Below are 20,970 nucleotides of genomic sequence, written 5' to 3'. Positions count from 1 at the left end.
GCGGGACGTCCCTCATGGCCTCTGGAAGCGCTCCGCTTTCGATGACTCATCCGGACTCCGAAGAAGTGGAGACCCTGGTGAAGGACGGGGTGCTCCAGTTGCTGCTCGAGCAGTCGTCCGATGCCCTCGTGGTGGTGGATGTCACCGGGCGTGTGCTCGCATTCAACAGAGAGGCCGGGCTTCACTTCCGCATGAGCCGGCCCGAGCGCGCCGAGCACGGCTGGCTGCCCGGCTGTGTATGGATGCGTGCGGATGATGCATCCATGTCGGTGGAGGTGCCGCCTCTGGCGCGGGCGCTCACCGGTGAGCGGGTCGCGGAGTCGCGCTGGCGCGTGCGCCGGCCGGATGGCACGCAGTTGGTGATGCGGGCTTCGGCGATGCCGCTGGGCACGCCGGAGGGACTGGCCGCGGGCGCGCTGCTCCGTGCTCGCGAGGAGGCCGTGCCCTCCGGGTTGGACGCGGTGGACTCCACGCGGCTGCTGGCGGAGGCCGGGGCGTTGCTCGGCGCCGCCTTCGACGAGGCCGCGGCGCCCCAACTGCTCCGGTTGCTGGTGCCCGCGTTGGGCGAGGCCGCGGTGTTGTACCTGGGCGCGCCCGGCGAGCCGCCGCGTCCGGTGGCGGCGCTGCACACGGACGCGCAGCGCCACGCCATGTTGGAGGAGGTGCTGCGCGACTACCTGCTGCCGCCCGAGCGCGTGTTGCCGCTGTTCGGCCTGGGCCAGTTGGAGCGGCTGCACGTGACGGAGGCGCAGCTCGACGCCGCCGCGCGGGACGCGACGCACGCGCGGTTGTTGAAGGGCCTGGGGCCGTGCACCTACCTGGGCGTGCCGTTGGTGGCGCGCGAGCGCGTCATCGGCACGCTGGCCCTGTTCCGGTGTGACGCGGCGAGGGACTTCAGCGCGGAGGAGGTGCGGCTGGCGGAGGAGGTGGCCCGTCGCACCGCGCTCTCGGTGGACAACGCTCAGTTGCTCCAGGAAGCGCGCGAGGCGGTGCGTCTGCGCGACGAGTTCCTGGGCATCGCCAGCCATGAGCTGAAGACGCCGCTGACGCCGCTGCACCTCAAGGTGCAGTTGCTGCAACGGCAGGTGGACGGCCTCGCCGCGCACCAGCAGCCGGTGTCCGCCGAGCGCGTGTCGGAGACGCTGGATGTCGTGCAGCGCCAGGTGCGCAAGCTGACGACGCTGGTGGACAACCTGCTCGACGTGTCGCGCATCACCGCGGGCCGCCTGAGGCTGGAGGTGGAGGAGCTGGACCTGGCCAGCGTGGCGGCGGACATCCTCTTCCGCTTCGCGCCGTCCGCCTCGCAGCTCCAGTGTGAATTGGAGCTGCACGCGCCCGTGCCCGTCATGGGCCGGTGGGACCGGCTGCGGCTGGAGCAGGTGGTGACGAACCTGCTGTCCAACGCGCTGAAGTACGGCGCGGGCCACCCCGTGCGGGTGGTGGTGGAGTCCGAGGGGCTCACCGCCCGCGTCACGGTGCGCGACGGCGGCATCGGCATCTCCGCGGAGGACCTGCCGCGCATCTTCGAGCGCTTCGAGCGCGCGGTGAGCGACCGGCACTACGGCGGCCTGGGCCTGGGGCTCTACATCACCCGGCAAATCGTGGAGGCCTTCGGAGGCACGGTGCGCGCCACCAGCGAGCCCGGGCAGGGCTCCCTCTTCGTGCTGGAGCTGCCGCGCGGTGACATCCCCGAGGAGTGGCTGGTGGGGCACAGCGCCCCGGAGCCCTCGCCCGTCTGAGCCGCGCTCAGGCGGCGGTCGCTGGGACGGCCGCCCCGAGGTTGCGCGGCAGCCGGACGTGGAAGGTGCTGCCGCGCTGGGGCCCGGGGCTCTCCACCCAGATGCTCCCGCCGTGCCGCTCCACGATTTCGCGGCAGATGAAGAGGCCCAGGCCCAGCCCGCCGAAGTGGCGCGCCTGGGCGTTGGACGCGCGGGCGAAGGGTCGGAACAGGTCCGCCACGTTCTCCGGGGGAATGCCGATGCCCTCGTCGCGCACGCGCAGCAGGACGTGGTCCTCGGCCTCTTCCAGCGACAGGCGCACCGCGCCGCCGTGAGGGGAGTAGCGCACGGCGTTGCTGACCAGGTTGGTGAGCACCTGCTCCAGGCGGAGCGCGTCCCAGTCGCCTTCCACCGGGTGGCCTGGGGCCTGGAACTCGAAGGTGATGCCGGACTCGGTGCGCAGCTCGAAGCGCTCCACCACCTCGCTCAGCAGGGGCACCAAATCCAGCCGCTTGCGCTCCAGCTCCAGCCGGCCGCCCTGGATGCGGGCGGTGTCCAGCAGGTCATCCACCAGCCGCGTCAGCCGCTCCGTCTGGCGGGCCATGGAGCGCAGCGCCTTGAGCAGCCGCTCGCGCTCCGGGAAGTCGCCGCTCTTCTCCAGCCGCTGGAGCGTGAGCGCGGCGAAGCCCTTGAGTGGGGTGAGCGGCGTGCGCAGCTCGTGGCTGGCCACGCTGAGGAACTCCTCGCGCGCGCGCACCGCCTCCTTCAGCTCCGTCTGCGTGGCGCCGGTGCGGGCCGCCATCTCGTTGAAGCCGCGGGCCAGCTCGCCCAGCTCGTCGTCCTCCTCCATGTCCACGCGCTGGGACCAGTCGCCCGCCGTGAGCGCGGCGGTGGCGGTGCGCAGGTGGTCCAGGCGGCGGATGATGTCGCGCGCGACGAGCTGTGACAGCGCCAGCGCCAGGAGGACGCCCAGCACCACCAGCCCCACCACCGCGGCGCTCATGCGCGTAATCGCCGCGTAGGCCACCACCAGCTCCTGCGTCACCAGCACGCTCCACTCGGTGCCGTCCACCGGCGCCTCGGCGGCGAGCATGCGGCGGTCGGCCGCGTCGAAGGCCTCCAGCACGCCGTTGCCAGGGCGGACGAGCTCCAGGTTCAGCGCCTCCGGCAGGTGGGCCTCGCCCAAGAGCGGCGCGCCCGGCGCGGTGTCTCGCAGCACCTTGAGCCCGCGCCGGTCCAGCACCTGCACGCGGAAGCGGCGCGAGGCCGGCGTGGTGTCCTGGCTCAACCGCTCCAGCGACAGCAGGCCCACCAGCATGCCGCGCACCACGCCGTCCTCGCGGAAGGGCTGCGTCACCGCGACCAGCGGCTGACCCGGCGGGCGGATGAAGGGCGGTGACACCTCGGCGCCGTGGGTGAAGGACGCGGGCAGGAAGTCGCGCGGCTCCAGGTCCCAGCCCTCCGTGCCCGGCGACGCGGCCAGCACCGTGCCCTGGGTGTCCACCGCCAGCGCCGCGTCGAACGCGCGCGCCTGCGCGGCCAGGGTGACGAGGTAGGGCTCCAGCTTGTCACGCTCGGCGGAGACGAAGGCGGCGCGGAAGCCTGGGGACTCCAGCATCAGCGCCAGCGCCTCGCCCGCGTCGTCCAGGTAGCGGCGCAGGAAGTCGGCTTCGCCCGCGGCGGCGCGCTGCGTGTCGTCGCGCACCTGCTGCTCGATGGCCTTCTGCGCCAGATAGGCGGCCAGGCCCCCCAGCGCGAGCAGCGGCACCAACCCCGCGAAGGCGAGCCCGCGCAGGAGCTTCCAGCCCACTGTGCGCGGCGCGCGCGGGCGCCAGTTCAGCGCCTGGGCGAGGCACGCCAGCGTGAGGACCGTGTACACGGACGCGCCCAGCCACGACGAGCCCCGGCCCAGGGCGTACGCCAGCAGCGCGAAGGGCACCGCGAGTCCGCCCAGCAGCAGCGCGGGCAGCCGCCGGTGGAGCCAGTGCGTGGGCAAGAGCAGGCCCACGCCGCACAAGGCGAACAGCAGGCCCACCCCGGGCCGCAGGGGCGCCAGGTGCGCGTAGACGGACAGCGGGAAGCGCTCGGGCACCACCAGCATGGCCACGCCGAACGCGGCGCCGGTGAGCGCGGAGAAGGTGCGCAGCACGGGCCGTTGGCGCATGGCGGGCCACGCCTCCAGCACCACGCCGCCGAAGAGCACCGGGTAGAGGATGATGCCCGTGAAGCTGCCGGGCAGCACGTTGAGCACCCACCAGTAGAGCGCCATGGCCGCGCCGAGCAGCAGGCGCCCCAGGGCGTCCAGCCAGCGCGGCGCACGCGGGTACAACAGCGCGCCCATGAGGAGGATGCTGCCCGCCAGGTAGGTGACGCCCAGCAGGCGCACGTACGGGTAGAGCGGCCGGAACGAGGCCACCCGGAACTCGTACGGGACATACGTCATCAGCACCCCGAACATCAGCCCGACGACGGCGGCGGGCCAGGTGAGCGGGAGATGGGAGGGCGGGGACGACGCCTGGATTTGCGGTGAAGGCGAAGAAGACATCTTTCCCGGATTCACGCGCGGCGGGCGGCTTCGGTACTACTGCCCCCCGGGCTTTCGTCAATGGCTCGACATCACGCGACCTCGAGCACCGTCCACTCACGAACCTCACCGGCCAGCATCACCTCCACGGTGTCGCCTGCCTTACGTCCCATGAGGGCCCGTCCCACCGGCGAGGCCGGGGTGATGACGGACAGGAAGCCGTCGCCGCCGGGGCCCGTCAGCTCGGTACCGGCGCCCGCGGGCAGCACGAAGAAGGTGCGCTCGGAGAAGCCGTCCTCGTCCTCGGTGCTGACGTCCACGATGGCGCCCAGGGCCACCGGCCCCTGCCGGGTGAACCGGGGCAGCGCGCCCTCGCCGAACTTCGTCAGCGCCTGGATTTCCTCCTGAACGCGCCGGGCGCGGTGGGCCTGGCCCGTGGCGAGGCTCCCGAACTCCAGGGCGGCGCGGCCGTCTTCCTTCTTCTCGGACTCCGTGGCCAGGCTGCGGGCCGCCTCGCGGGCGTCGGCCTCGGCCCGGTGGGCCAGCCGGTCGCTCTGCTGGAGGCGCTCGGAGAGCTGGCCCAGGAGTGCATGCTTGTCGAGTCGCATGATTGTACAGGACTGTAGCGCCCGTGGCGGACACCTCCAATTTTCGGTCCGCGCCCCGCGCCCCGCCCGGCCATAGAGTGGAGGCATGACGCCTCAGGAACTTTCGGAGAAGGCCCGGCAGCTCGTCGCGGAAGGCGCGGTGCTGTTGGATGTCCGCACCCCCCAGGAATTCCAGGAAGGGCACCCCGAGCCCGCCCGGAACATCCCCGTGCAGGAGCTGCCCCGGCGGCTGGGCGAGGTGGGCCCGCCCGGCACACGCGTGGTGGTGTACTGCGCCGCCGGAGGCCGCAGCGCCCAGGCCGCGCAGCTCCTGCGCACCAGCGGCTACCCGGATGTCTTTGACCTCAAATCAGTGAGGAACTGGTAGCCCACCGGGGGCAGGTGACACCGGCGCCCGCTTGGAGCAGGTTTCGCCCTTCGGCGCATGAGCCGCACGGCTGGCTTCCTCATCGTGGTGCTGTCCGGCGTTTGCTTCGGCGCGCTCGGCCTCTTTGCCCGCCTCGCGTATGCGGCGGGCACGGACGTGGCCACCTTGCTCTTCCTGCGCTTCGCCCTCGCGGGCGGGGTGCTCGCCGGCGTCATGGCGTGGCGCCGCCAGCGGTGGCCTCGCGGCGGCGTGCTGCTGGGCCTGGTGCTGCTGGGGGCCGCTGGATACTTCAGCCAGTCCGCGGCCTACTTCTCCGCCTTGCACCACGCGCCCGCGGGGCTGGTGTCGCTGCTGCTGTACTCCTTTCCCGCGCTGGTGGCGCTGGTGCAGCGCATCGTCTTCCGCGAGCACCTGGGCCGGGTGAAGTGGCTGGCGGTGGTCCTGTCGGTGGGCGGCACGGTGCTGACGGCCGACCTGTCCCAGGGCGGCGCCACGCTGCCGGGCGTGCTGCTGGGCCTCTTGGCCGCGCTCTTCTACACCGTCTATGTCGTCGCCAGCGCCCGGGTGTCCGGCAGCGCGGGGCCGCTGGCCTCCAGCACCGTCATCCTTTGCTCGGCGGGCTGCGCCTTCGGCGTGGCGATGCTGGTGCGAGGCCCCGCCTTTCCCGCCTCCGTTACCGGCTGGGCCGCGGTGGTGGGACTGGCGCTGGTGTCCACGGTGGCCGCGGTGCTGCTCTTCTTCGTGGGCATCCAGCGCATCGGCCCGGTGAACACGTCGCTGGTGTCCAACCTGGAGCCGCTGACGGCGGTGGTGCTGAGCGCCATCTTCCTGAGTGAGCGGCTCACCCCGCGCCAGGTGCTGGGCGGGATGCTCATCCTCGGGGCCGCGGTGCTGCTGGCGCGGGCCGACATGCCCCGCGCCTCTCCGGAGCCGCCCGCGGGGGGCGGTGCCCCGGGGCCGGTGCCCGGTTAGTTCCGGGCGCGGCCGGGGGCCACTACCAGCGCGTCACCGAGCGCAGGAAGCGCTGCACGTCCTGGTTGAAGCGCTGCGGCTGCTCCGCGTGCGGCGCGTGGCCGGTGTTCGAGTACAGGACGAAGTCCGCGTTCGGGAGCGCGTCCACCAGCGCCCGCTGCTCGGCGACGGGGAAGAAGCCGTCCTGGTCACCGCCGACGACGAGCACCGGCACGCGGATGTGGTGCAGCCGCGCCGAGTGGTCCTCCGCGAGCAGGCCGTCCATCGCGTCCTGCCACACGCGCGCGGGGACCTTGCCGCTCTCGGAGACGAGCGTGTTGATGTACGACGCGGGAACGGGGCGCACGAAGGTGCTCTCCTGGAACGCGCGGATGAACTCCGGGTCCACGGTGCCCTCGAACGTGTCCACGATGGACTTCACCTCCAGCGCCACCGGGTTGCCAGCGACGGTGGGCGCCGAGCCCACGAGCACCAGCCCCTCCACGCGCCGGGGGAAGTCGAGCGCCACCTGCTGCGCGATGAAGCTGCCCATGGAATGGCCCACGAGGATGGCGCTCCGCTCGCCCACCGCGTCGAGGAAGGCCGCCACGTCCGCGGCGAAGGCCTGCTGCGTGTAGCAGCACGCGGGGCGCGTCGAGTCACCGTGGCCGCGCTGGTCCAACACGTAGATGTGGTGGCTTCGCGGGAAGGTGCGCAGGTTCAAGTCCCACGTGTGGTTCGAGTCCGTGTAGCCATGGAGGAACACCACCGGGGTGCCGAGCGGAAGTCCCTGCTCCACGTAGCGCAGCGTCACGCCGGTGCGCAGCCGCACGGAGCGCTCGCGCGGGATGAGGAACAGCTCCTGCTCGGTGGAGGTCAGCTCGGCGCCTTCGGGCACCGCTGTCTGCGGCAGGTCATTCGAGTCGGACTCCGGCGCGGGGCCACAGGCGGACAGGACGGGAAGGGCGAGCAGGGCAGCGAGGAGCTTTCTCATGCGGGAATGCCTCGGGGCGCTCCGGCGGGAAAGTCCGCCGGTGCATTCGAAAGTCTACGACTACCTCTGACATTGCCTCGTCCGAAGTGACTCTCGGGGTTGTCGCGCGTGCGTTTTTCAGAGGGGGTGTCCGCATGAACCCGCTCGAAAAACGCACCGTGAACGGAAGGTTCTCGCGACGGTGGTGAGGCTGTCACGGTCATGTTGAATCGGCGCGCGTAACCTTTCGCCGCGCTCATTCGTGGTGCCGCCAGACGCCCGGATTTTCCCGGGCCTCTTCGGCGGAGGGCAGCGGATGCGGACACCTCGAGTGGCGGTGATGGGCGGGGGCCTGGGCGGCCTCGCGACGGCGGCGCTGCTGGCGCGCGGCGGTTGCGCGGTGACGTTGTACGAACGCTCGAAGCAGCTTGGCGGTCGTGGACAGACCTCGGACGTGGAGGGCTTCCGTTTCAACCTCGGCGCGCACGCGCTGTACCAGGGCGGCGCGGCGATGCGCGTGCTGGAGCGGCTGGAGGTGAAGCCCGAGGGCGGCTCGCCCGGCGCGGGTTCATACCTGCTGCGCGGTGGGCGGCTGCAGACGATGCCGCGCGGACTGGTCTCCATCATGACCACGGATGCGCTGGGGCTTTCGGGGAAGCTGGAGCTCGCGAAGCTGCTCGCGAGCCTGGGCGGCGTGGACGCGTCGACGTTGGCGCATACGTCGATGCGCGCGTGGTTGGAGCAGCGACTCTCGCGCGAGGATGCGCGTGACTTCCTGATGGCGTTCACGCGGGTGTCCACCTACTGCGCGGACATGGACCGGCTGAGCGCCGAGGTGGCTGTCGCCAAGCTCCAGGCGATGCCGAAGGTGCTCTACCTGAATGGTGGCTGGAGCACGCTCGTCTCCATGTTGGAGTCCCGCGCGCGGGAGGCGGGGGCGCGGCTGGAGCTTTCCGCGAAGGTGAGCGCCGTCGTGTTGACGGAGGACGGGGGCGCGATTCGCGGTGTGCGGCTCGGGGATGGGACGGAGCACGCGGTGGACGCGGTGGTGGCGACGGGGGGCCCCGGTGACGTCGCGGAGCTGGTGCCCGGTGACGCGGCGCTGGCCCGAGACGCGGCGCGGGCGGTGCCGGTGATGGCGGCGACGCTGGATTTGGGATTGTCCCGGTTGCCTCGGCCGGACGCGCTGTTCGCGCTCGGCAGTGATGGGCCCTGGTATGCCTCGGTGCACTCCGCGGTGGCGAAGCTGGCGCCGGAGGGCGGCGCGATGGTGCATGTGATGCAATACCTGGGGGGACGTGGCCCGGAGGCGAGCGAGGCTCGATTGGAGGACGTGATGGACGCGCTGCAACCCGGCTGGCGGGAGTACGTGGTGGCGCGCCGTTACCGGCCTTCGTTGCGAGTGACGAACTGGTTGCCGACGGCGGAGACGGGGGGACTCTCCGGGCGCCCCTCGGTGGCCGTGCCGCATGTTCGCGGGCTGTACCGGGTGGGGGACTGGGTGGGGCCCGAGGGAATCCTCGCGGATGGCGTCTTCGCGAGCGCCGAGGCAGCGGCGCACGCGCTGCTCGTGGGACAACAAGCGGCGCCGCGCCGAGCGGCGGGGGGCTGATTCATGGTGAGGCTCACGCATCGAGGACGGAGGGGCTCGGTGGTGCACGGACCTCGCGAGCGTCGCCCAGGCCATGGTTCGGTTCGTGAACGAGGGTCGACGGAATCCGTGCGCGCCCTCCTTGCACCCGCCAGCACCACTGCGCCACGCACAAGGGCCTGTCTTATGGTGATGCTTGGGAGCAAAGGCCGAGCGATGCGGCGGTGCAAGGCCTCGCGCACCACGCCTCATCGCCGCATCGCACGGTGGAGGGCCGCTCGATGGTGACATTCTTGAGCAGAAGTCGGGTGATGCGACGGTGCACGGCCTCGCGCACCACGCCTCATCGCCGCATCGCACGGTGGAGGGCCGCTCGATGGTGAAGTTCGTGAACGGAGGACTGAACACGTCCGCTGCGCATGTGCTCCTCACGCACCCGCCATCAGCGCCGCGCCGGGCGCCGAGGACCTGACCCATGGCGGGCCCCCTGCACGGAGGACTGGCCGAGGCGGCGCGCGAGCACGAGCGCTTCCTGTGGGGGCTCTGCTACCGCATGACGGGCGTCTCGGCGGACGCGGACGACCTGGTGCAGGAGACCTACGCGCGCGCCCTGGCTTCTCCTCCCGCGCGGCATGAGGACCTGCGTCCGTGGCTGACGCGGGTGGCGGTGAACCTCGCCCGGGACTTCCTTCGGCGCCGCAAGCGCGAGGTCTACGTGGGGCCATGGCTGCCCTCCCCGTTGGACACAGGTGACGACGAAGTGCCGCCTCCTGGCGTGGAGGCGCGGCTGCCGGGCGGCGGCTCCACGGAAGGACGCTACGCGCTCCTGGAGAGCGTCTCCTTCGCCTTCCTGCTGGCGCTGGAGGCACTGACGCCCAAGCAGCGCGCGGTGCTGCTGCTGCGCGACGTGTTCGACTACTCGGTGCGCGAAGTGGCCGAGGCGCTCCACATGAGCGAGCCCAACGTGAAGGTGGTGCACCACCGCGCGCGGGCGGCCATGGCGGCGTATGACAGCGCCCGCTGCGTACCGACGCGGGAACTCCAGGCGCGTACGCGCGAGGCGCTGGAGGGCTTCCTGGCTGCGCTGCTGTCGGGCGACGTGGCCGCGGCGGAGGCCGTGCTCGCCAGCGACGTGGCCTCGCTGACGGACGGCGGTGGGCAGGTGCGCGCCGCGCACGTCCCCGTGGTGGGCCTGTCCCGCGTACTCCTGATGTACCGGAGGCTGATGGAGATGCGCGGTGCACCCGTGGCTGTGGAGCCGCGGATGCTCAACGGCCTGCCGGCCATCGTCATCGTCTACCCGCCGCCGAAGCGCGACCTCATGCTGAGCACCCGGGTGGTGATGCGCGTGGACCTGGGCGCGGACGGGCGCATCACCCAGGTCCATTCCGTCCTCACGGACCGCAAGCTCGCGGGCCTGCGCATGCCCGTTCCCGCATGAGCGTCAGTCGCGCGGACGCCGGGCGATGATGAGCTCACTGACACCCTGGAGCCGCTGCACGCGCCGCTCGACCTGGAAGCCCGCGTGCTCCACCAGGGAGAAGGTCTCCCGGTCCAGCCGGCATCCGCCCGTCACGCGCATCCACGCGGGCGTGAGCAGGTCCTGCACGGCGGCCAGCGCGGGCGACGGCGCGCGCACGTGCTCCAGCATGCGCAGCGCGCCTCCCGGCCGGAGCACGCGGAAGATTTCCGCCAGCGCGCGGGCCGGGGACTCCACGCTGCAGAACACCAGGCTGGACACCACGGCATCGAAGGATGCCGTGGGGAAGGGCAGGGACTCGACGCTCGCGGACAGCAGCCGGGCGTCCGGGCGCCGCTGACGGGCTCGCGCGAGCGCTTCGTCGTCCACGTCGATGGCGGTGACGGAGGTGACGGTGTCCGGGTAGCCGGGCAACGCGAGCCCCGTGCCGGTGCCCACCTCCAGCACCTCGCCGGACAGTCCGTGCACCAGCTTGCGCCGGGCGGCGGTGAGGCCCAGCCAGCCCAGGGGCGTCATGACCGCGTCATAGGCGAGCGCCTTCATGCAGCAGCCTCCATGTGCGTTCCAGGCCGCGAGAGGGCCTGGGGGCCCGGGAGGATGCGCCGGAGCCCGGGGCCGATGATACGGCCGTCCGAGCCCCGTGTTCGTTGCAGGAAACGAAACGGCCCGGAGGCCCGAGCGCATGCGCCGGAGCTCCGGGCCGATGACACGGCCGCCCGAGGTTGCGTGGGGCGGAGGCCGCCCCTACCGCGCGCCCACCGTCCCCGGGCTCTTGGGCGCCGAGGGCGGGGAGGACGCCGAGCCCGCCTCGCGCCGGCGCAGCAGGCCCCAGAGGCCATAGAGCGCCAGCCCGATGCAGCCGTACTGCGCGGGCGTCAGCCCGAAGTAACGGGCATCCACGTAGGCCATGTCCGTGGCCCGCAGGAAGTCGAAGCCGAAGCGGCAGATGGCGTAGAGCACCGCCAGCAGTGGCAAGAGCCGTCCCTTCAGCATCCCCGCGTTGCGCAGCGCGTACAGCGCGCCGCTGATGGCGAAGAGCGCCATGGCGTCATACATGCCCAGGTCGTGCCGGGGGCCGCCGGGGAAGGCCACCGCGAGGAAGAAGTCGGTGGGCACGCCCGGGTGGTCATGCACCGCGAAGCAGCCCAGCCGCGCCACCGCCCAGCCCGGCGCCACGCCCAGGGCGAAGGCGTCCGCGTAGTCAGAGAAGCGAAGCTTCTTCACCTTGAAGAACACGACGGCCGCGAGGATGCCGCCGAGCAGTCCGCCGAAGGAGGACAGGCCATCCCAGACCTTCAGAATCTGGAACGGGCTCTTGGACAGTTCCTCCGGGTGGTAGAAGAACAGGTGCACCCAGTGGCCCACGACGACACCGACGCCCACGCCCCAGGGCGCGAAGTCGGCGAGCGGTTCCGGGTTCAGTCCCTCTTTCTCGGCCTGACGGCCAAGCAGGCGAGCGGCCAGCAGGATGCCCGCCGCGACGAAGATGCCGAAGGGCTCGATTTTGAGAGGCCCCAACTCCAGGGAGGGGGCTTGCCAGTAAGGAATCACGTCAGGCGGCTCCAGGGGAAGCGAACACCCCACCCTTAATCCGGGCGGAGGGATGTGAGCGAACAATTGTCGGAACGGAGTCTTTCCCGGCCCCATCCCATCGAGGTCGGATGGAGGACACCGCTCCTGTGTGCCTCTGGGCACCCCGCTCGTACCGGGGAGGGAATCACTCCCACTTCCAGACGTTCGAGCAAGGCCAGTTAGAACCGAATTACCCCATTCGTGCGTGTACTGCGGGAAATCCGTGGTTTTTTGTCAGGCCCTTCCTGTCCAATCGAACGGGAAGCCCAGGGCCTATCCAGAGGAAGGGGGACAGGCATGACGCCGCGCAGAGGACGTCACCACAGGCCGGTCGCGCATGGGCGCGTGAAGCCGGGGTGCGCGCGTTCGTGGCCGCGCCATCCCCAGCCTCGGGAGGCCGCCAGGGATTCAACACCTCCACCCGCCGGCCCGGAGGTCCCGGTGGGTGCCCGTCACAGGCACGCGGTGCGCGCGTCGCGCCGTCGGGCCAACCCTGTCGAAGGCGCGCGGCCGCGCGCGCGCCCCCATCGCCCCCGTCGCACGCGAGAGGCTCCGCACGCGATGGGCGCTGACCTGGTGCTGGACGCCCTCGCTGAATGCGTCTGGTGTTGCACGGTGGTTCAAGGAGCACACAACTCATGAAGTCCTACCTGTTGGTTCCAAAGGAGTCCATCGAGACGCAGGCTCGGGTGGGGCCTCGCGGCACGGAGCAGGGCGAGCGTGTGCTGTCGCGCACGACGGCGCTGCGCTTCGCGGTGGCGAACAAGGCACCGGACACGCTCTTCTCGCTCGGGCTGCGGTCCGCCACGCTGCCCGGCCCGCGTCCAGCCGTCAGTGGACAGGAGGAGCGTCGCCGCAAGGGCAAGGGCGCGAAGCCCGCGAAGGGCATCGGCACGCGGGGCGCGGACTCCACCACCCCGCCCATGCCGGGCGCGACGGTGTCCGAGCAGACGGGCGCGGAGCCGGGCAGCTACCGGTACATGCCGCTCATCGGCGCCACGATGGCCCACTTCTATGAAGAGCACACGGAGAAGGAGGCGCGCGGCGAGCTGGAGCGCGACTTCGAGTTCATCCCCGACGTCGTCCCGCTGTCCTTCCCCGGCCCCGTGTCGGCGGGACAACCCGGGCCGCGCAACCGGGGCATGTCCTCGCTGGCGGAGCGCGAGTGGCCCGACGAGTCCGGCGTTCCCCTGGCCCACGCCCAGGGCATCCGCGGCGCGGGCGTCATGCTCGGCATCCTCGACACCGGCGTGGACGCCGACCACCCCGAGCACGCCGCGCGCGTCATCCAGTTCCGCTACGTGTCGCTCTTCCCCAACTCGCCGCACAACCCGGCGCGGGACATCCGCGGCTTCGACCCGGATGGCCACGGCACGCACGTGTGCGGCATCGCGGCGGGCGTGCACCACGGCGTCGCCCCGGAGGTGGACCTCTACGTCGCGTCCGTCATCGAATCGGAGACCATCCGCACCAGCCTGGGCCGCGTGGCCGCGGGCATGGAGTGGCTGCTCCACCAGTTCAGCCGCCCGGAGAACTCCACCCGGCCCGCGGTGGTGAACCTGTCGCTCGGCTTCCCGCTGATGCCGCCGCCCGGCATCTCGGAGGCGGACTACAACCTCAACCTGCGCGCGCTGCAGACGATGATTCGTCGCCTGCTCGACAGCAACGTCCTCCCGGTTGTGGCGGCAGGCAACAGTGGCCCCGACACGGTTGGTTATCCAGCCGCCTTTCCAGAATCACTGGCTGTCGGCGCGGTCGACTTCGAGCGTAATGTGGCCACATTCTCCGCGAGTGGCACCGTGGGTAGGCGCGTCGTGCCGGACATCATGGGGTATGGCGTGAATGTCTATTCCAGCACGGAGCGCCGTTGTAACAACCAGGCGTTCTACGAGCGAATGAGTGGCACGAGCATGGCCGCGCCTTATGTAGCGGGTATTGCAGCGCTGTATCGTTGCCGTGCCCCTGACTTGACGGCGCTCGAGGTGAGGGATTTGATCCTGGAGAATGCGGTGAAGCTCCCTCGGTCGGGCACGCACAAGACAGGCAAGGGCCTGGCCGTATTCAGGTGACGGTGGTGGTTGATGCCGGGGTCGGCGCCATTGCGCGCGCCGGACCCGGGGGAGGAGGAGGAGGCCATGAGCAGGAAGACTGGCGATTGGGGGGACGTCCGGGCCGGCGGCGTCCCCAGTGTGTCCGCGCGGGTACGCCCCTTGCCGGGCGGCGCGGGTTCGGACACCCAGCCTGACTGGATTGACGTGACGGTGATGCCCCGCGAGGAACCCGCGGCGGTATCTCGTGGACGCACGCCTCCACGGCCGCCCATGCGTTCCCGCACGGACATCCACCAGGCCGGGCTCGCGGAAAGCGCGCGCTTCCACCAGAGCCTCATGCGCTGGCTGGAGGCACACCATCTGCTAGGCGCGGTGCGCTCGGTGAGCGAGCCGGGCTCCATGCCCATGCTCCACCTGCGTTGCGCGCCGCGCGTGCTGGACCAGCTCCGCCGTGCCCCGGAGTTCGAGGCGGGCACGATGATGCCCCTCGACCTCATCTAAACGGTGGGTGCTCCTCGCCGCGCACCCCTGGTCTGGGACTCCCTCCCTGCTTGAAGAGGGCTGCCCGGGTGGCGTTCCCGCCACCTGGAGGCGGCGCTAATTCACGCCTTTCCTGGAAGATGCGTTCGGACCTCTGATTTCGCCAGGGAAACCGACGGCTTCTCGGCTTGTTCCTGAATAGCTTTGAATCTCAGGATTACCCCGTGAAACCGCCAGTGACCCCTGAGTCGAATCACGACGTCGGGTGTTGGACGGCGCGTGGCGTCTGCGTATGGGTTTGTGCGTTCCGCCGTGTGTCTCGCGGTGCGTGTCAGTGACTTGCGCAGTGTCTCGCTGTCACCCGCGCCACGCGGTGTGATGTCCATTGCACACGCGCACAGTCCGTTCGTCCCAATCTCATCCCGGCGTCGCCAGGAAAACCGGGGGCCTGCGTCTGTCCGTTGAAAGGCATGAAGGTTGCCTTTCACGGTTCATCTGGGCCGTTTGGATGTGGACGTGTGCCCCCGGAGTCCATCCATGGAACTGGCGTCGAAGCCCCCTTTCGCAGCGGAGCGCCGTGGTGCGTGCAGCCCCCTTCACCGGGAGGTGGCGCGATGAGGACCTGGAAACCTGGAATTTCGTGCCGTTGCCGCCGCCGCAAGCGCGCCCCCCGCGTGTCTCGCTCCAACACGACGGCGGGGGCGCCTCGTCCAGGTCCTCACGTCACCGGTGCCACGCGGTGCACCGCTGGCAGGCGCTGTGGTTGCGCGACGCCTCGACCCCGGAGCGTCCGGCGCCGCGTGGAGCCCATCCGCCGCCAGGCGCGGCAGTGGTGGTGACTGGTGACGCCCGTCACCAGCCGGTGAGCCGCGTCACCGGCGCCCAGGCCCATGGGGACCTCATGGGCCTTTGTAACTCCTTGAAACAACAGGGATTGGACGCTGGGGTCTGACGCGACGCGGTAGGCACGGGAGCTGCTCTAGGGCAGGGCATCGCAGTCCTCCTGCTCCCGAGGCTCCCCATGAAGATCCGCCCGAAGTCCTCCTTCTCCACTCCCTCCTCGTCGTCCTCCTCTTCCTCTCGGCCCCGCGCCAACAGCGCTCCCTCCCGAGTGGACACGAGCAAGACGCCGAAGACGGAGGCCTCGTCGAGGCCCGGCGCCCCGCGCCCGACGCCCAGCGAGCTGCAGACGGGCAAGGACAACCTGCGCCGCACGGACTACGGCGTGACGCATCCGGACCTCCAGGGCATCCGCACGCGCCGCGACAACGGCCAGTCCGGCGCGGACTTCGCGGACTTCACGCGGGACACGCGTGTCTCCACGGACACGCTGATGAGCCAGCCCAACGGCCGGCGGATGATGACGGAGCTCAACGGCCGCACGCAGGCGGTGAACCCGGGCGTGACGGGCACGCAGCGCCAGCCGCTGACGGTGGCGGACATCTACTCGGGCCGCAACGCCGGGATGCCCAACTCGCACGTGCCCCGGAACGACGGCACGTACGCCTCGACGCGGCCGGCGTATCGCTACGACGGCATGCCGGGCGCGGGCCGGCCCAGCAACATCAACTACAACGAGCAGGGCGGCGCGCAGCGCTTCAACAGCCTGGGCCACGAGTCGGTCCACGCGTGGCGCGCGTCCAACGGCCTCCAGGTCAGCCCGCTGGCGGCCAGCAAGCACGCCAACGCGCCCGTCTTCAACCAGCACCCCCAGTACACCACGCCCATGAAGGAGACGGTCGAGGAGCGCCTGCGCCTGCGTGAGGAGTTCGAGACGATTGGCCTGCGCCCCACGCCGCACACGCCCGCGGGCTGGGCGCCCAGCGAGAACGCGATTCGCGCGGAGCACGGGCTGCCCTCGCGGCAGGACTACTCGGGCTTCCGCCCTGGCAACAACAGCATCGATGAGAGCTTCAAGATCTACGACCAGGGCACCGACAACCGCACCTTCTTGCAGAGGCGGGTGCTCGGCGAGCCGTCGCCCATGGGCCGCATCGTGAACGACCTGGAGGGCTGAGACGGGCGGCGAGGCCGCATCGCGCAGGGGCGGGCTTCCCGGGGAGGGAGCCCGCCCCGTGTCGTTTCAGTCGGGCTCGCGCACCGGGGCGCGCGAGCCCGGGAGGGCTTCAGCCGTACGGGCCCGAGTCCCTATGGCGTGGTCGCCGGGACACACGTGCCGTTCTGTTCGACGTAACCGGTGTCGCAGTGGCAGTGGTCGCCGTGCGCGTGTCCGTGCTCGCCGCAGTCCAGCGCCGGCGTCTCGGGCACGCAGGTGTCGCCCTGCTCCACGTAACCCTCGTCGCAGTGGCAGTGGTCGCCATGCAGGTGTCCATGGCCGCCGCACTCGGCGGGAACGCAGGTGCCGTTCTCCTCGGCATACCCCTCATCACAGTGGCAGTGGTCGCCGTGCGCGTGTCCGTGCTCGCCGCAGTCCAGCACTGGCGCCTCCGCGACACACGTGCCGTTCTGCTCGACGTAGCCCGCGTCACAGTGGCAGTGGTCGCCGTGCGCGTGTCCGTGCTCGCCGCAGTCCAGCACCGGCGTCTCCGCGGGCACGCAGGTGTCGCCTTGCTCGGTGTAGCCCTCGTCACAGTGGCAGTGGTCGCCGTGCAGGTGGCCAAAGCCGCCGCACTCCTCGACGGGCTCCTCGGCGACGACGCAGGTGTCGCCCTGCTCGGTGTAGCCCTCGTCACAGTGGCAGTGGTCGCCGTGCAGGTGGCCGAAGCCGCCACACTCGATGACGGGGTCGGTATCAGAATCGGAATCGCCGCAGGCGGTCAGGGCAAGCGCCGCCGCGGCCACGAAGGCCAGTGAGAAGGGTCGAAGGAGCATCACGGTTTCCGGCACAGGGTGGATGAATGGCGCGAAGCCTTCATGCGACTTCAGCGCGTCACCGCATATGGCACGGTCGTTTCGTATGTGCAATCGTGTTGCAAAAGAATCCGTGGTGCCAGATTCGCCGCCAGCGTCCCATGGGGCGGTGGTGCCTCCGGCCACCTGCCCGCAGACGTGCCTACGTGCGCCCGCGGCGACTCGTTGGATTTCGAGCAACCGCGCTCGGGCCCTGGGCCGCGCTGTATCCGCTGGCTGACGCGCGCGGCGAAAGTCGTGTGATGTCCCCGTCCCAATCGCACGCCGAGTGACGATGCATTGCCGCCCCTGGTTCAACAATGAGGGCGGTCATGGACGGACTTCGAACGGGTGCCGTGGTGTTCCTTGCGTGCGCGGGCATGCTGGGCGCATCCCCTTCGTGGGCACAGGCGCCCCTGGAGGAAGAGCCCGGTGAGGTGCTCTCCGAGGACCAACTGGAGGCGCTGCTCGACTCGCCGGTGGCGCAACCCTCCGACGGGGAGCTGTCCACCGAAGCCTTCGGGCCGGAGCAACTGACGCCGTACTTCGCGGAAGGCTCGCTGGCCAAGGCGTATGCGGAGTTCCGGCGGGGCCGCTACACGCGCGCGCGGGCGCTGCTGTCCCAGGAGGAGGCCACGCCGCAGGTGCGCTTCCTCATGGCCCAGAGCGCCCTGCAGGGCGGCAACACCGCGGTCGCGGCCGAGGAGTTCTCCGCGCTGTCGCAGGACTACGCCGCGCTGAAGGACCACGCCCTGCTGCGGGCCGCCCAGTCGAATGAGCGGCTCCGCAAGCTGGAGCGAGCGGCGGAGCACTACCGCGCGGTGAGCTCGGGCTCGCCGCTGTATCCGGAGGCGCGCTTCAGCCTGTCGCGGGTGCTCCAGCGCCGAGGGGACATCCCGGGGGCGCTGACGGCGCTCCAGGAGCTCATCGACAGCCGCCAGTCGCGCGGCCCGGACGCGCTGCGGATGAAGGCGCTGCTGGCCATCTGCGACCTGGCGCGCGCGCAGGGCCAGTACAACGCGGAGCACCGCGCGCTGCTGGAGGTGTGGGCCACCAGTCCGTTGTCGCGCGAGGCGAAGCGCGCCGAGCAGCGGCTGAAGGGTCTGCCCCTGCCGCTCAAGTGGCGGGTCCGCCGCGCCGAGGCGCTGGTGGAGCTGCATCGCAACTACGCGGGCGTGGCCTTGTTGGACAAGGTGCTGCCGCACGTGGAGATGCCGGACGAGCTGGCCTGCCGCTCGCACCTCGCCTATGGCCGGGCCTTGCGCAAGGAGCGCAAGCACCGCCGGGCCATCGATGTCCTCGAGCCCATGGTGACGGGGTGCACGGCGTCGGAGCTGCGGCCCCAGGCGCTCTACATCCTGGGCTACTCCCAGTCGGTGGTGGACCCGAAGGCGGCCGTTGGCACGTATGCCACGCTGGCGCGGGACTACCCGGAGCACGGCTACGCGGATGACGCGCTCTTCTTCGAGGCGTGGATTCTCCAGCGGCTCGGGGACGTGGACACCGCGCTCGTGCGCTACGAGGAGGCCGCGCGCCGCTATCCGGCGGGGAACTTCGCCTCGGAGTCGCTGTTCCGTGCCTTCTGGCTGCACTCGCGCAAGGCGAATGCGCCCGCGGCGCTGGCCGCGCTGACGGCGGTGGAGAACCTGCCCGAGGCGGCGCGCACGGACGAGGCCCTCTGGCGCTCGCGGTACTGGCGCGCGCGGATGCAGGAGACCGGGCCCACCGCACAGGCCGCAATGGACAGCTACGCGAACATCGCCACCGAGCGGCCCGCGGCCTGGTACGGCATGCTCGCCCGTTCACGGCTCGCGCTGCTGTCGCCGGAGCGCGTGGCGCGGCTGCATGCCCGTCCCGCCAGTGCCGAGGCCCTGGAAGAAGGCACGGGCGGTTCGGGGCAGCCGGATGAGGAGGCCCTGGATGAGGTGGGGGAGTCCGAGGAGATCTGGCCGCTGCCGCCCGGGACGCTCGCCCGGGACGCGCGCTTCCTCGCGGGCGTGGAGTTGATGCGGCTGGGCCTGCCGGGCGCGGTGGAGGAGTTCCTGGCCGTGGATGCGCGTGGCTTGTCCGAGTCGCCGGCGCGGCTGCTGTACCAGACGCTGAAGCGCACAGGGCGCAACCGGGCCGCGAGGCAGGTGGCGCGCACCTCGCTGAAGCAAGAGGTGCACGGCCCGCTGAGCGCCGCGTCGCGGCCCGTCTGGGAGGCGACGTGGCCGCTGGCCTTCCGCACGTCCATTGCCCGTTATTCGCGCGCCCACCGCGTGGACCCGGACCTGCTTCAGGGGCTCATTCGCGAGGAGAGCCGGTTCAATGCGCGCGCGCGCTCGGCCACGGGTGCGCTGGGTCTGGCGCAGTTGATGCCGGCCACGGCGCGGCAGGTGGCGGACGCGTTGGACATGCCGGCGCCGGGGGAGGCCGCGCTGCTCGAGCCGACGACGAACATCCGCCTGGGGGCGGCGTACCTGGGACAGTTGCTCAAGCACTTCGGAGGCAACGTCGCCTACGCGGTGGCGGCCTACAACGCCGGGCCGCGTGCGGTGGAGCGCTGGCGGCACGCGCTGCCCGAAGCGGAGCTCGACGAGTGGGTGGAGCACATCGGCTTCGAGGAGACGCGCGAGTACGTGAAGAAGGTGCTGGGCAGCTACAGCGCCTACAAGCTGCTCTACGCGGACGAGCCCGCGGTGCTGCGCGACTTGCGCTTGAGTGACGCCAGCCGGCGGTGAGGCACCGGCGGAGGCGAGGGTCTCCGCCGTGCGCCACGCGTCGGCTGTGTGCAGGCGGATGTCTCGCGCTACGCACCTGCGGAGGGCACAAGTCTCCGCCGTGCGCCATGAGTCGGCGGTGTGCCGGCGGAGGCCTCGCGCCTCCGCCTTGCGTCGCGCACCGGCAGAGGCCACAAGCCTCCGCCGTGCGTCGCGAGTCGACGGTGCGCTGGCGGATGCCTCACGCCTCCGCCGTCCGCCGGGAACTCCGGCGGCACGTCGCCGCGCCGCCGGGAGCTGGGCCTCAGAAGTTGAGGCCGCCGTCCACGTCGATGGTGCGGCCGTTGAAGTAGTCGCACTCCAGGATGAACTTCACGGCCAGCCAGATGTCCTCGGGCAGGCCGATGCGGCCCACGGGGATGTTGGACACCAGCGCGTCGCGGGCCTTCTGGTTCATGCCCTGCGTCATCGGCGTCTCGATCATACCCGGGGCCACCGCGCCCACGCGCACGCCGAAGGGGCTGAACTCGCGCGACCAGGTGACGGTGTTGGCCGCCAGCGCCGCCTTCGCGGAGACGTAGTTGGACTGGCCGCGGTTACCGTGCCGGGCGATGGACGACATGTTGACGACGACGCCGCCCTTCTGGCCGGACTCGGCGACCTTCGCCACCACCTCGCGCACCATCAGCGTGGCGCCCGTGAGGTTGACGCCGATGACGGCGTTCCAGTCCGCCGTGGACAGCTTCTTCACCTCGCCGGTGTTCCGGTCCTTCTTCACCAGCAGCGCGTCACGCAGGATGCCCGCGTTGTTGATGAGGCCGTTGAGGCCGCCCATCTCGCCCTGCGCCCAGTTGACGAAGGAGACGATGTCCTCCTCGGAGGACACGTCCAGCTTGCGGCGGTGGATGCCGGCGGGCAGCGCGGCGAGGCGCTCCTCGGCCACGTCACCCACGGCCACCTGGGCGCCCGCCTCGTGCAGGCGCTGCGCGAAGTGCGCGCCCATGCCCTGGGCGCCGCCCGTCACGATGATCTTCAGGTCCTTGAGCTGCATGTGTCTCTCTCCGGCAGGTGGGGTGGTACGAAATGCCGCGCAGGCTACGAAA

Annotated in this window: 17 protein-coding genes; 9 read left to right on the top strand and 8 right to left on the bottom strand. The window is 71.0% G+C overall.

Annotation, left to right across the window (positions count from 1 at the left end):
• Positions 1-41 precede the first annotated feature (41 nt).
• Complete coding sequence (locus tag A176_RS33015) at positions 42-1,739, top strand: sensor histidine kinase (protein WP_226994061.1); 1,698 nt, start codon at positions 42-44, stop codon at positions 1,737-1,739.
• 7 nt (positions 1,740-1,746) lie between these two features.
• On the opposite strand, the gene A176_RS33010 is transcribed toward A176_RS33015, so the two are convergent.
• Both A176_RS33010 and A176_RS33005 read right to left on the bottom strand, forming a co-directional pair.
• Positions 1,747-4,263: a sensor histidine kinase gene (locus tag A176_RS33010; protein ID WP_002637615.1), complete on the bottom strand. Its 2,517-nt coding sequence runs from the start codon at positions 4,261-4,263 to the stop codon at positions 1,747-1,749.
• A 71-nt stretch (positions 4,264-4,334) separates the two neighbouring features.
• Positions 4,335-4,850, bottom strand: a complete 516-nt coding sequence (locus tag A176_RS33005; RefSeq protein WP_002637614.1) for a GreA/GreB family elongation factor — start codon at positions 4,848-4,850, stop codon at positions 4,335-4,337.
• Positions 4,851-4,935: 85 nt separating this feature from the next.
• On the opposite strand from A176_RS33005, the gene A176_RS33000 reads away from it, so the two are divergent.
• Together A176_RS33000 and A176_RS32995 are read left to right on the top strand one after the other, a co-directional pair.
• Positions 4,936-5,217 (top strand): rhodanese-like domain-containing protein, encoded by a 282-nt coding sequence (locus A176_RS33000; RefSeq protein WP_002637613.1) that lies wholly within the window; start codon positions 4,936-4,938, stop codon positions 5,215-5,217.
• A 57-nt stretch (positions 5,218-5,274) separates the two neighbouring features.
• The gene (locus A176_RS32995; RefSeq protein ID WP_002637612.1) at positions 5,275-6,189 is read left to right on the top strand and encodes a DMT family transporter; all 915 of its coding nucleotides are present in this window, start codon (positions 5,275-5,277) and stop codon (positions 6,187-6,189) included.
• Between the two features lie 22 nt (positions 6,190-6,211).
• Here A176_RS32995 and A176_RS32990 read toward each other — a convergent pair whose 3' ends face one another.
• Positions 6,212-7,162: an alpha/beta fold hydrolase gene (locus A176_RS32990; RefSeq protein ID WP_002637611.1), complete on the bottom strand. Its 951-nt coding sequence runs from the start codon at positions 7,160-7,162 to the stop codon at positions 6,212-6,214.
• A gap of 295 nt (positions 7,163-7,457) precedes the next feature.
• Between A176_RS32990 and A176_RS32985 the strand changes: the two genes are divergently transcribed.
• Entirely contained in the window at positions 7,458-8,753 is a 1,296-nt protein-coding gene (locus A176_RS32985) for a phytoene desaturase family protein (RefSeq protein ID WP_002637610.1), read from the top strand.
• 454 nt (positions 8,754-9,207) lie between these two features.
• Positions 9,208-10,173 (top strand): sigma-70 family RNA polymerase sigma factor, encoded by a 966-nt coding sequence (locus A176_RS32980; protein ID WP_002637608.1) that lies wholly within the window; start codon positions 9,208-9,210, stop codon positions 10,171-10,173.
• Positions 10,174-10,176: 3 nt separating this feature from the next.
• On the opposite strand, the gene A176_RS32975 is transcribed toward A176_RS32980, so the two are convergent.
• Positions 10,177-10,755: a class I SAM-dependent methyltransferase gene (locus A176_RS32975; protein ID WP_002637607.1), complete on the bottom strand. Its 579-nt coding sequence runs from the start codon at positions 10,753-10,755 to the stop codon at positions 10,177-10,179.
• Between the two features lie 201 nt (positions 10,756-10,956).
• Positions 10,957-11,763, bottom strand: coding sequence for a prolipoprotein diacylglyceryl transferase (locus tag A176_RS32970; RefSeq protein ID WP_002637606.1), 807 nt, complete (start codon positions 11,761-11,763; stop codon positions 10,957-10,959).
• Positions 11,764-12,422: 659 nt separating this feature from the next.
• Between A176_RS32970 and popC the strand changes: the two genes are divergently transcribed.
• A complete protein-coding gene (popC, locus tag A176_RS32965) occupies positions 12,423-13,853 on the top strand; it encodes a subtilisin-like protease PopC (RefSeq protein WP_002637605.1) in 1,431 nt (476 codons plus the stop codon).
• 66 nt (positions 13,854-13,919) lie between these two features.
• Entirely contained in the window at positions 13,920-14,336 is a 417-nt protein-coding gene (gene popD / locus A176_RS32960) for a PopC secretion inhibitor PopD (RefSeq protein WP_193409815.1), read from the top strand.
• 697 nt (positions 14,337-15,033) lie between these two features.
• On the opposite strand, the gene A176_RS39185 is transcribed toward popD, so the two are convergent.
• Positions 15,034-15,207 (bottom strand): hypothetical protein, encoded by a 174-nt coding sequence (locus A176_RS39185; protein WP_002637603.1) that lies wholly within the window; start codon positions 15,205-15,207, stop codon positions 15,034-15,036.
• Positions 15,208-15,426: 219 nt separating this feature from the next.
• Here A176_RS39185 and A176_RS38410 point away from each other — a divergent pair, with 219 nt between their 5' ends.
• Positions 15,427-16,332, top strand: coding sequence for a M91 family zinc metallopeptidase (locus A176_RS38410; protein ID WP_002637602.1), 906 nt, complete (start codon positions 15,427-15,429; stop codon positions 16,330-16,332).
• Positions 16,333-16,463: 131 nt separating this feature from the next.
• On the opposite strand, the gene A176_RS39180 is transcribed toward A176_RS38410, so the two are convergent.
• On the bottom strand, positions 16,464-17,147 hold the full coding sequence (locus A176_RS39180; protein WP_002637601.1) for a hypothetical protein: 684 nt from the start codon (positions 17,145-17,147) through the stop codon (positions 16,464-16,466).
• Positions 17,148-17,497: 350 nt separating this feature from the next.
• On the opposite strand from A176_RS39180, the gene A176_RS32945 reads away from it, so the two are divergent.
• Positions 17,498-19,888, top strand: a complete 2,391-nt coding sequence (locus A176_RS32945) for a lytic transglycosylase domain-containing protein (protein WP_002637600.1) — start codon at positions 17,498-17,500, stop codon at positions 19,886-19,888.
• 283 nt (positions 19,889-20,171) lie between these two features.
• Here the strand turns inward: A176_RS32945 and A176_RS32940 are convergent, their stop codons facing one another.
• Positions 20,172-20,918, bottom strand: a complete 747-nt coding sequence (locus A176_RS32940) for an SDR family oxidoreductase (protein ID WP_002637599.1) — start codon at positions 20,916-20,918, stop codon at positions 20,172-20,174.
• Positions 20,919-20,970: the final 52 nt, after the last annotated feature.

Source organism: Myxococcus hansupus (assembly GCF_000280925.3).
GTDB classification, from domain to species: Bacteria; Myxococcota; Myxococcia; order Myxococcales; family Myxococcaceae; genus Myxococcus; species Myxococcus hansupus.
This window is presented reverse-complemented; position numbering and strand designations above follow the sequence as displayed.